The organism is Mediterraneibacter massiliensis, from assembly GCF_001487105.1.
In the GTDB taxonomy this organism is placed as follows: Bacteria; Bacillota; Clostridia; order Lachnospirales; family Lachnospiraceae; genus Mediterraneibacter; species Mediterraneibacter massiliensis.
Genome location: NZ_LN913001.1, coordinates 750562 through 762243, shown reverse-complemented (window position 1 = coordinate 762243; position 11682 = coordinate 750562). Strand labels below are relative to the sequence as shown.

Below are 11682 nucleotides of genomic sequence, written 5' to 3'. Positions count from 1 at the left end.
CCTTGCCTTTACGTGTTGGATGATACACCTGAAAAAATCGTTTGTCAATCCCTTTTTTTATTTTCTCGCCGTATTTTTTTTAAATTTTTTTTGAATCATGCCATAATTTTTCTTTTTTCTTGACAAAACCTGCCATCTGCTGTATAAATATTGGATATGAGCAAAGGCGTTCATTCTTAGAGCAGATTCTCTCTGTCCTGAAATGAATGTCTTTGCTTTTTCATTTATTCTGAAAGGAAGGTAAAAGAGTTATGAAGATTGAGGGTGAAGTAAGGATTCCTTCCGGATGTGCGATCTCGGCAGTGATTTCCAAAGACGGAAATAAGATGTCCGGTGAAATGATCACAAATTCTATGAAACCCATGCATGATCGTTCCAACGGTCTGGGAGGAGGTTTTGCCGGTTACGGCATTTATCCTGCATATAAAGAGTTTTATGCGTTACATATGTTTTTTGATACACGGGATACAAGAAAACAATGTGAAGCTTTCTTAAAAGAGCAGTTTGAAATCGTTCAGTCTGAGATCATACCGACCCGCAAGATCCCGACAATTACAGACGAGCCTATTATATGGAGATATTTTATTACTCCGCTGAAATCTGTCTTAATTTCTCTGCAGCTGGATGAAAAAGAATTTGTCGCCAGAACAGTTATGAAGATCAACGCCAAACTGCCCGGCGCCTATGTATTTTCCAGCGGCAAGAACATGGGGACTTTCAAGGCAGTAGGTTTCCCGGAAGACGTCGGTGTTTTTTATAAGCTGGAGGAATATGAAGGCTATTCCTGGACTGCTCACGGGCGTTACCCGACGAATACTCCCGGATGGTGGGGCGGCGCACACCCCTTTACACTGCTCGATTATTCTGTCGTACATAACGGAGAAATTTCTTCCTATGATGCCAACCGTCGATTTATCGAAATGTTTGGGTATAAATGTACCCTTCAGACCGACACGGAAGTCATTACTTATATCATGGACTATCTTCTTCGTGTCCAGGGCCTCACCCTTGGCGAGGCAGCAAGTGTTATTGCCGCTCCGTTCTGGAGTACGATTTCCGCAAAAACAGATTTGGAAGACCAAAGAAAGCATATCTATCTCAGAACACTCTTTCCAAGCCTGCTCGTGACCGGTCCTTTTTCTATTGTATTGGGATTTAACGGCGGATTGATGGCGCTGAACGACCGCCTGAAACTCCGTTCGACAGTAGTCGGCGAAAAAGACGATAAAGTATTCATCGCCAGCGAGGAAGCCGCTATTCGGACTATGGAACCAGACGCGGAAAATATCTGGTCTCCTTCCGGTGGAGAACCTGTCATTGTGAAAGTAAAGGAAGGTGCGTTTTAATGAGTATAGAATTTATCTATCCGGAATTTGAGATCATCAGAAATGAAAACAGATGTATTGCCTGTCGCATTTGTGAACGCCAATGTGCCAATGAAGTCCACAGCTACGATAAAGAATACAAGATTATGCAGTGTGATGAAAGCAAATGTGTAAACTGCCAGCGCTGCGTTTCCTTCTGTCCGACCAGGGCATTAAAAATAGTAAAAACCGACTGTACGCTTCGTGAAAATACCAACTGGCAGAACGATACCGTCAAAGAGATCTACAAACAGGCCAACAGCGGCGGTGTCCTTTTATCCTCTATGGGCAATCCGAAATCTTTTCCCGTATACTGGGATAAGATCCTGATCAATGCTTCCCAGGTCACTAACCCTCCCATCGATCCTCTGCGGGAACCTATGGAAACCAGGGTGTATCTTGGGAAAAAGCCACAAAAGGCAGGCCGTACAGAAGATGGAAAATTAGACTGTACGCTGCCGCCACAGCTAAAACTTTCTATGCCGGTCTTGTTCTCTGCCATGAGTTACGGATCTATCAGTTACAATGCACATAAAGCTCTGGCAGTGGCTGCAAACAAACTCAATATCTTATATAACACCGGGGAAGGCGGTCTGCATGAAGATTTTTACTGCTATGGCAAAAACACGATCGTTCAGGTAGCTTCCGGACGTTTCGGTGTCCACGAAAAATATCTGAAGACAGGTGCTGCGATTGAAATTAAAATGGGACAGGGCGCAAAACCGGGTATCGGCGGTCATCTCCCGGGAACAAAAATCGTAGGAGATGTATCCCGTACCCGTATGATCCCCACAGGTTCAGACGCAATCTCTCCCGCCCCTCACCATGATATCTACTCGATTGAAGATTTACGTCAGCTTGTCTTCTCTCTAAAAGAAGCTACGGAATATAAAAAACCTGTTATCGTAAAAGTTGCCGCAGTTCACAATATTGCCGCCATTGCAAGCGGAATCGCGCGAAGCGGCGCTGATATCATTGCCATCGACGGTTTCCGGGGTGGGACGGGGGCTGCTCCTACCAGGATCCGTGATAACGTAGGCATTCCAATCGAACTTGCCCTGGCAGCGGTTGACCAGCGTCTGCGTGATGAGGGCATACGCAATACTGTATCTCTTGTAGTCGGCGGAAGTATCCGAAGCGCCGCCGATGTGGTAAAAGCCGTTGCCCTTGGCGCGGATGCCTGCTATGTAGCCACCGGTGCCCTTTTAGCCCTGGGCTGTCATCTCTGCCGCTCCTGTCAGAGCGGTAAATGCAATTGGGGCATCGCGACCCAGCGTCCCGAACTCGTAGAAAGGCTGGACCCGGAAATCGGAAGTAAACGGCTGATCAATCTGTTGTCCGCGTGGAAACACGAGATCAAAGAACTGATGGGCGGCATGGGCATCAATTCCATCGAAGCTCTGCGTGGGAACAGGCTGATGTTGCGCGGCATTGGCTTGACATCGAAAGAGTTGGAGATACTTGGTATTTCTCATGCCGGAGAATAATGCGTATGTATTCGCGAAAATATGTAAACATTTAGGGAAAGGTGTGATATAATATGGAAATCATCCATGCGACAAGTTTAGATTCCAGAGCTATAAATAAGGCGCTGCGCACTTCAGACAGCGACTGTTTGATCGACGGATGCTGCGGTCAGAGATTTATCGCAGCTGGCATGTCGGATAAAAAACTTACCATTCACGGAATACCGGGAAATGCGCTGGGCGCATATTTAAATAATGCTCATATTACTGTAAATGCCAATGCGCAGGACGCTGTAGGTGACACAATGAACGAAGGCAAAATACTGATCCGCGGCAATATCGGCGATGCTGCCGGTTACGCCATGCGAGGCGGAAAGATCTATGTACAGGGCAACGCAGGATACCGCGCTGGAATCCATATGAAAGCTTACAAAGAAAAGGTTCCTGTTATGATCATCGGCGGGCATGCGGGAAGCTTTCTGGGAGAATATCAGGCAGGCGGCATAATCGTCGTTCTTGGACTCCATACGGACGGCAGGCAGATCGTGGGCAATTTTCCATGTACTGGCATGCATGGCGGCAAGATGTTCCTGCGCGGCAGCTGCGAAAACATCCTCTTTCCGAAACAAGTGACGGCAAGATGTGCATCCGCAAAGGATTTGGACGAGATCCAGGAGTATCTGTCCGAATACTGCGCAGATTTTGGCTATTCTTTGGACAAGCTTTTGTCTGCTCCTTTTACAGTCATCACACCGGACAGCAAAAATCCATATAAACAGATGTATGTTGCGAATTAATTTCACATCCCTCAAAATGATGTTAGAAAAGAAAGTAGGTAGATTTATGAAATATTCAAAAGAAGAGGTTATCCAATATGTACAGGAAGAGGATGTAAAATTCATCCGCCTTGCCTTTTGTGATGTATTTGGGAAGCAAAAAAACATATCCATCATGCCAGAGGAACTACCTCGCGCTTTTGAGTATGGCATTGCCATTGACGCATCCGCCATTGACGGTTTTGGTGATGAAAACCATTCTGATCTTTTTCTTCATCCGGATGCAGACTCACTGATGCCTTTGCCGTGGAGACCAGAACATGGACGTGTAGTGCGGATGTTCTGTACCATCACACATCCAAACGGAGAAGTATTCGCATGTGATACCCGTTCTATTTTAAAGAATGCAGTAAAAGAAGCCACGGATGCGGGATATCGTTTTTTCTTTGGCGCAGAACAGGAATTTTATCTGTTTAAATTGGATGACAACGGAAATCCGACCAAAGAGCCTTATGATGAAGCGTCCTACATGGATATTGCTCCTGAAGACCGTGGTGAAAATATCCGCCGCGAGGTATGCCTGATGTTGGAACAGATGGGGATACAGCCGGAAAGTTCACACCACGAAGAAGGACCGGGACAAAACGAGATTGATTTCCGCTATTCAGATCCGCTGACTGCTGCTGACAATGCCATGACTTTCCAAACCGTCGTAAAAACAATCGCCCGGGTCAACGGAATCTTTGCCGATTTCAGCCCAAAGCCACTGAAAAACAAACCGGGAAACGGATTCCACATCAATATATCCGTAAAATCCCCGGATGATACGGATCGTATGTATGATATGATAGCAGGTATTCTGGATAAAGTGTCAGATATGACTGTATTTTTAAATCCATCCGAAGATTCCTATGAACGTCTGGGCAACAATAAGGCTCCAAAATATATTTCCTGGTCCCGTGAAAACCGTTCCCAGCTTGTCAGAGTGCCTGCCGCCGCGGATAAGTACCAGCGCGCAGAACTTCGTTCGCCGGATCCATCCGCAAATACTTACCTGGCATTTGCACTATTGATCTATGCAGTTCTTGACGGAATCCAAAACCCCAAAAAGCTTCCGAGCCCTGCCGATATTAATCTGTACACGGCAGATGCAGATATACTAGCAGGTTTCAGACAGCTTCCGCAAGATTTTAAATCTGCCTGTGAGGTTGCCGCCGACAGCGATTTCATCAAGAAATATATACCGGACGCCATCTTAGATATCTATCGCAGACACTAGTTTATATGAATAAAAAAGGAGAAGGTGCAAAATGAGTTTAAAAGAACGTGTTTACAGTATACTCGTTGTATCCGCAGCAGATAATTTTAACTCGGCCTTTGCCGCCATTCTCCCCGAAACGAGATATTCTCTCATCCATACCGCCGCAAGTGTCAGCGCCGCCAAACGAGTGCTTGCAGAAAAGACTTTTGATTTTGTTCTCATCAACGCTCCTTTACCGGACGATGCCGGTACTCGTTTCGCGATCGATATCTGTACCGCCAAACAATCTATCGTACTTCTCATGGTAAAAAATGATATTCATGACAGTATTCATGACAAAGTTGCTGAATATGGAGTCTTCACACTGCCAAAGCCAATCTCAAAATCCACCTTGCTCCATGCCCTGAACTGGATGGAAAGTGCCAGAGGATACTTACGGCAATTTGAAAAAAAATCTTTATCCATTGAAGAAAAAATGGCTGAGATCCGCCTGGTCAACAAAGCGAAATGGTTTCTGATCAGTGAACTCTCCATGAGTGAGCCGGAGGCCCACCGTTACATAGAAAAACAGGCAATGGACCGCTGTATCACGAAACGGATGATTGCCGAAGAAATTATTAAAACTTATACTTAGTTTTCTGCATTTATCTTCTTTCTAACAGCGTTGTTCTGTCATGTGATCCATATGTGCTGCCAAAGCAGCCCCATTGCAACGGCTCTTACACTAAGAAGGCCGGCAGTAGCCAGCCTTCTGTAAATCACTAATTCAGCATTTCATCCATGCTTTTATAAGCATTTTCTATTCAGCAATCAATAATAAGAAATTTCATTGTAAACTAAATTCACACCATCCGGGCTGCTTACCGTACACTCCAAATATCTTGCTCCTCCTGTTCCCGTCATACTCGGACCTTCAAAAGTAATCGTATATAATTGATTTGTTGCCGATTGTCCATTCTCCAACACATCATCGTTTAATACTCTCTTTTCTAGAATCATATATGTACTATTCGCATCGCTAAAATACTCTGAAAGGGAAATGGCATTTTTAATTGTACTTTCCACCATGCCCTGATATTCATTCACATGTGCTCCAAAGTCTCCCCATGTTCCCTCATAGAAGATTAAATTATCGAACATTTCAAGAATTTCATTTGACTGTGTTCCTGAATCCGAATGAGTAATTTCTTCTGTATTACTCACTTCCGCATTTTCTTCATCAGTAATTTCCGCATTTTCTTCATCAGTAATTTCCGCATTTTCTTCATCATGTACAATCGGATTTTCTTTGCTCGGTAAATCAGGATTATTTACCCATGCTTCTTCATAATGCTCTTTCGTACAGGCACTCATCTTAAACAAAGCAGCTTCTTCCGAATTATTATAATACATTAACTCAAACACTGTTCCCTCTTTATACATATGGCCATAGCCGCCCGCTTCTTTCATTTTAAGATACAGCTCTTGAAATTCATCTGTATCTTCACCAAATGAATCACAAATTAATTTTCCGAATCTGTCTCCGACATTTCGATACTCCATTGGAAATTGTGCTGTAATTCCTACAATCTGGTCCGTATCTTTTAAAGCTAAAATCTGAACCCCTATATTGTCCGGAATAAAAGAATACTGATTCGTATACGTATATTTTAAGTAATTTTCTCCACTTGGAAGTTCCTCTGTATCCTCACTCTCCAACAAAGTGGTTCCAGGTATCATCTGGGGTGTCATAGTTTGAACCATCAATTCTTCCACCTCTGAATCATAGGCGGCTGCTTCTTGTAGTGAATCTAAAGTTTCCTCATATACTTCCATACGAAAAATTTCTTCATCGCCACTGCACCAAGATTCATTTGCCATTTCGTTAAATCTATCGCAATATTCTTGTACTGTCATCTTATATGCTTTTCCATCTTTTGTTAAGACCGACTCTCGCCCTTTCTCAACATTGCCTTTTTCCACTTCTTTATACCCCTTTTTGAAATCCGAAAAAAAACCGGTTGCAATACCAACTATAACCAATACAACCGCCACGATACTAACTCCCACTAAAATAACTTTTTTCTTGTTCTTCTTACTCCCTTTTACAACTCCAACTGTTTTTATACTGTTTTCACACTGCATCCCACATTTAGTACAAAATTTCGCATTATCACTTAATTCATTGCCGCACTTTACGCATATTTTTCCCATATTTACCCCTCTTTTCTTACTTCTATCTATTGTTGTATCTTCATTCCACAATTCCCACAAAATTTTGCATTCGCCAAAATTTGATTCCCACAGTTACTACAGAATTTTACTGACACATTAGTATTTGATTCTACCGTCTTCTTTTGTTTTACTTCCAACGCATACTGCATGATCAATCTTTTCCATGTTTCTTTTTCTTTCCCTTTTACGACAAATTTATATATTTCCCCACTATTACACTCAATTTTTATCATATTGGGGGTCGGTGTTAAAATATGAAAACCATTTTGTGCATATTTAATCTCACTCAATGGTATATAATATTCTTTTTGACCTATATTCAAAGCGTGCGCTATAAAAATCAGCCTTTGATTCGTCAGTGTCAAATGTCCTCCTTTGTTATATCCCAATACGCTTGCAGGCCCTTTTTGATACTGTATATTTGCAGCACCCTTGAAAATTTCTCTTTCTTCTTTCATTAAGTGATCCATAAATCCTTTCTCCTTCGTATACTTTCATTCTTATTACATTTTAGGTCAATTAGTCCCTAATAGTCAATAGGTCATCATGCCATAATTTAATTATATTTCAACACTCCACAAAAAGGAGGTGTAATGTCTATTGTCACGCTTAAAAGACTTACGCAAAGAACGTGGCTACACGCAAATCAAAATGCAGCATTTAACTGGTATAGACCAAAGTGATTACTCCAAGATAGAAAATGGCAAACGCTACTATACCTTTGAACAATGCCGGAAGATAGCCCTCGCCCTTGGCACAAGCATGGACTATCTCTCCGGACTGACGGATGAAAAGAAACCTTACCCCCGTTCCAATTCATCCAACTAGCAGAAAAACTGCCTATCATCATTATAATGACAGGCAGTTCTTTTGTACTATGCACGCTGCTTAGAAACGTAGTTTATTCAATTTTTCTTTCACTTCCATTACATGTTTATAGCGTTTATTCGGGTTTACCATAATACATTTTTCTATAATATTTCCGATTTTCCCGATTGCCATTTCATTCACAGGGTGTTTTCCGGTCAGCATGACGTTCATCAGGATTCCTAACCCATAGATATCCGTTCTTTCATCCGATTGTGCTTCTCCGTATTGCTCCGGTGCGGCATATCCGATCGTGCCTACTGTTCTCGTATCTTTTTGCGAATACATCTTATAGATTTTAGCAGCGTCAAAATCCATAATCTTCACTTCTCTGTTTTTCATAACCAGGATATTTTCCGGTTTGATATCCCTGTGGATAATCTGATTCAAATGCAGCGCATATAAGCCGTCGCACACCTGACTTATGATTTCTTTCACATACCTTTCTGATAATGTTTCCTGTTCCAATCGTTCCGCGATCGTGATCCCCGGTATAAATTCTTCCAGGATCATCGTTTCTCCTTCATTCCGACACACCTCATAAATTAAGGGAAGATGTTCTTGCTTCACCCCAAGCAGTCTTTCATAAGCAGGATAAAACCCTATTAGTTTCTTAACTACCACGTAATTTTCCAACTGCTTATGCTTATATAAAAGCACTTCTCCGCTCTCTTTTTTCTTTAATACTTTTACAAAAGTATAATATTTTTTCAAGTTCTCCAGCAGCCACTGATACATACCTTTCTCCCATTGCAAACCTGATTTTCTCATGCTATACTTTCTACGAGGTGATACAGGTGATAAAAAAACCAACTGATGAATTGATGGACGCATTAAACCAATGTTCGTCTGTCGAAGAATATATGAACAACGAACAAGATTATTTGATCGATTCTACTGTTTCCGACTATTTGAACCAACTATTAAAAGAAAAATCTTTGAAAAAATCTACAGTGATTAAAAATTCGGAACTCAATGAAATCTATGGATATCAGATTTTTTCAGGAAAGCGTATTCCTTCCCGTGACAAATTGATTTCCATTTCCTTTGGAATGAATCTTTCTATCGATGAGACACAAGCGCTTTTAAAATATGCGGGTTTTGCCCCTTTATATCCCAAACAAAAGCGTGACAGCCTGCTGATCTGGGGCAAGAATCATCAGTTTTCCATTTATCAGATCAACGAGTTACTTTATACCGAAAATGAAGACACTCTGTAATTATTGCACATAATAATATTCCAGCTGTTCCACCATGCCGTCATCCGAAAAAGTGATATTTAATCCCGGATTGAACTCTCTGTCAAAACGATAGCAGAGTTCTTTTTCATACTCCTGATCCGGTGTTCCTAATATTGCTTTTATACTGCTGACATCAGATGTTCCGTCAATCCCATAGATTCCATATTCCTCTTTATTTTCTCCCGCTGTATAATCAATCAAAATATCCTGTACAACCGCTTCTTGATTGACTGCAACCGTTATCATTCCAAATGTATAGATATCCATTCCATTTTCGTGGTACATTACATCCGTTTCTTTGCCCAATGTTGATTTCATATTAGCAAACTCATTTCCCAGCACATCTCTTAAATCCTGTTTCACTTCAGAATCGTAGGTAATATTATCATCTGTCCTAAAATGTTCATTCATGATATTTTGGATCTCTGCTTCCTCTAAGTAGTCCTTATTTACACGACTTGGCATTACAAGCTTCACCAGCGGAATCATGAGCAACATTCCAATGATCAAGACGCTTCCAAATACCCACAATAACATATGTTTTTTATGCGTGTCCTTTATCTGTATTTCCTGTTTCTCATAGTGAAACATACACCTCGGACAAAAATGTGCTTCATCCGGCAATTCCATACTACAATTTGGACATTCTTTCATCAGCCCACCTCTTTGCCCTTTATTTTATGATATAATTATATCTTGTTTTTATATGTTATCAATACCTTTTATAAAATTCGGCATACTCTCCTCCACACACAGCGCCCCATACCCCACCTGATTATTCGGATATTCCTCAAATCCCGGCAGTTGTCTCGCCCCTCTTCTCAGATAGGCCTTCACCTTCTCTCCATAAAGATATGGATCGTTCCCTTTTACAATCCCCCATTCCATCATAAGCGCCGCGCTTCCTGTCACAAAGGGTACGGCAAAGGATGTGCCGCTGAATTTCGCATATCCGTCTCCTGCAGGTGCCATAATATCTACTCCCGGAGCCACCAGATCCGGCTTCTGCATCTCTGCGGGATTTTCTGTTTCCGCTCCGCGTCCTGAAAAATCTGCATAGGTAAATGTTAAAGCATTATAAGCTCCTACAGTGATTACTCTAGATGCCGTAGAGGGGATCGTCAGTGTCATTTCTACAGACGGCTTTAGAAATGCCGTTCCAATGTTCAAAACATTTTCGCTCGGCAGCCACATCTGGTAAGTTCCATCCGTGATCTTCCGTGGTTCCAGCATGATCCTCCACACACCTGCTTCAATGTACTGCTCCCGTGGAATAAAATCCAGAAAAATCTCCTGGCGGACACTGAATGGCTTTGGCTCCCCATAGTATAAAAGCAACTCCGTCCCTCCCAGAACAAACCTCTGCGCTCCCAATGTTTCTTTGACCGGTCCTGTCTGTACGCCGGACGGACTGATTACAGAAATATCGATCTCATCCACATAGGATTTCCATATCTGCAGATTAAGAGCCGGCTCATTCATCTGTACTCCCAGCTGTATCTGCGAAGTTTCCTCTTCATTTACTCTGCCCCACGCATGCCCCGCACTGTTTCCTTCATTTCCACTGCCCACACAGATCACACTTTTCCATACGTCAGAAGCTGCATCTATAAATCTTTCCAACAGCGTTGTTCCGTCATGAGAGCCATACGTGTTGCCAAAGCTTATATTGACCGCCACCGGCATTTGATATTCCAACGCTTTTCGGATCACATAATCTACTGCCTGCATCATCTCTGTTGTTCTAGGGAAACCATCTTGCCTCGCATTTCCTAATTTTACAATAAGCAGATCGCTTTCATAGGCAACACCTCTGTACCGGTTTCCCTCACTTCTGTTCCCATTCCCTGCCGCCACGCCTGCTACAGCCGTTCCATGCCCTGATGTGTCCGTACTTGGAACAATGTCCTTCCTGGCGGCTATGTCCCCACTCTGCGCAAGCGCTCTATTGATCTCTTCTTCCGTATATTCTGTCCCCAGCGCATATCCTGCCGGCGGACTGCCCTGTATACTCTGATCCCACAGCGCCCTTATCCTCGTCGTTCCATCTTTCTTACAAAAATCCGGATTCGCATAATCGATCCCGCTGTCTATGACAGCGATCAATATCCCCTTCCCTGACAGAGAAAAAGGAGGACGCTGCACAGATTCTATGCAGGAGACCCTCCTTGCGTTCTCTGCCTCAAAGAATAATCTCTTAGGCTTTTCTATAAATTCAATTTCCGGGAAGCGTGCCAGATTTTCTATCTGTTTTTCTTCTATTGTCAAAACTGCATATCCGCTTAACAGTTCTGTGACGGATATTGCGATCTTACGTATTTCAGACAGAGAACCAGAATACTTTATGATCAGATCCCATTGTCTTTCTATCGGGTAATATCCGACTTCTAATTCCAGAGATTTCGTACGTTCTTCCTCTGTTGCCTCCAGCGCAAGGTTCAATAGATTTTCCGATTTCTGGCTCATGACCTGACTCCTTATTTCCCCTTTCTA

At 42.6% G+C, this 11682-nt stretch carries 12 protein-coding genes; 7 read left to right on the top strand and 5 right to left on the bottom strand.

Annotated features, from left to right (window positions below; genetic code table 11):
• Positions 1-251: 251 nt before the first annotated feature.
• The 5 genes from BN3282_RS07850 to BN3282_RS07830 are packed head-to-tail and all read left to right on the top strand — an operon-like array spanning position 252 to position 5501.
• Entirely contained in the window at positions 252-1346 is a 1095-nt protein-coding gene (locus BN3282_RS07850) for a class II glutamine amidotransferase (protein WP_059068089.1), read from the top strand.
• Positions 1346-2851, top strand: a complete 1506-nt coding sequence (locus BN3282_RS07845; protein ID WP_059068087.1) for a glutamate synthase-related protein — start codon at positions 1346-1348, stop codon at positions 2849-2851. Before BN3282_RS07850 ends, BN3282_RS07845 begins: the two co-directional genes overlap by 1 nt.
• Before the next feature lie 53 nt (positions 2852-2904).
• On the top strand, positions 2905-3627 hold the full coding sequence (locus BN3282_RS07840) for a GltB/FmdC/FwdC-like GXGXG domain-containing protein (protein ID WP_059068085.1): 723 nt from the start codon (positions 2905-2907) through the stop codon (positions 3625-3627).
• 46 nt (positions 3628-3673) lie between these two features.
• Complete coding sequence (locus BN3282_RS07835) at positions 3674-4885, top strand: glutamine synthetase family protein (protein WP_059068084.1); 1212 nt, start codon at positions 3674-3676, stop codon at positions 4883-4885.
• 31 nt (positions 4886-4916) lie between these two features.
• A complete protein-coding gene (locus tag BN3282_RS07830; protein ID WP_059068082.1) occupies positions 4917-5501 on the top strand; it encodes an ANTAR domain-containing response regulator in 585 nt (194 codons plus the stop codon).
• Positions 5502-5677: 176 nt separating this feature from the next.
• Here the strand turns inward: BN3282_RS07830 and BN3282_RS07825 are convergent, their stop codons facing one another.
• Entirely contained in the window at positions 5678-7060 is a 1383-nt protein-coding gene (locus tag BN3282_RS07825; protein ID WP_059068080.1) for a zinc ribbon domain-containing protein, read from the bottom strand.
• A 26-nt stretch (positions 7061-7086) separates the two neighbouring features.
• Positions 7087-7551: a zinc-ribbon domain-containing protein gene (locus tag BN3282_RS07820; protein ID WP_059068079.1), complete on the bottom strand. Its 465-nt coding sequence runs from the start codon at positions 7549-7551 to the stop codon at positions 7087-7089.
• A 130-nt stretch (positions 7552-7681) separates the two neighbouring features.
• Between BN3282_RS07820 and BN3282_RS07815 the strand changes: the two genes are divergently transcribed.
• A complete protein-coding gene (locus tag BN3282_RS07815) occupies positions 7682-7909 on the top strand; it encodes a helix-turn-helix domain-containing protein (protein WP_059068077.1) in 228 nt (75 codons plus the stop codon).
• Between the two features lie 60 nt (positions 7910-7969).
• Here the strand turns inward: BN3282_RS07815 and BN3282_RS07810 are convergent, their stop codons facing one another.
• Positions 7970-8686 carry a serine/threonine-protein kinase gene (locus tag BN3282_RS07810; RefSeq protein ID WP_162858229.1) on the bottom strand — a complete coding sequence of 239 codons (717 nt, stop codon included), beginning with the start codon at positions 8684-8686 and terminating at the stop codon, positions 7970-7972.
• Positions 8687-8745: 59 nt separating this feature from the next.
• Here BN3282_RS07810 and BN3282_RS07805 point away from each other — a divergent pair, with 59 nt between their 5' ends.
• Entirely contained in the window at positions 8746-9168 is a 423-nt protein-coding gene (locus tag BN3282_RS07805) for a hypothetical protein (RefSeq protein WP_059068073.1), read from the top strand.
• On the opposite strand, the gene BN3282_RS07800 is transcribed toward BN3282_RS07805, so the two are convergent.
• On the bottom strand, positions 9169-9843 hold the full coding sequence (locus tag BN3282_RS07800; protein WP_059068070.1) for a zinc ribbon domain-containing protein: 675 nt from the start codon (positions 9841-9843) through the stop codon (positions 9169-9171).
• 48 nt (positions 9844-9891) lie between these two features.
• Positions 9892-11655, bottom strand: coding sequence for a S8 family peptidase (locus tag BN3282_RS07795; RefSeq protein ID WP_059068069.1), 1764 nt, complete (start codon positions 11653-11655; stop codon positions 9892-9894).
• Between the last annotated feature and the right edge of the window lie 27 nt (positions 11656-11682).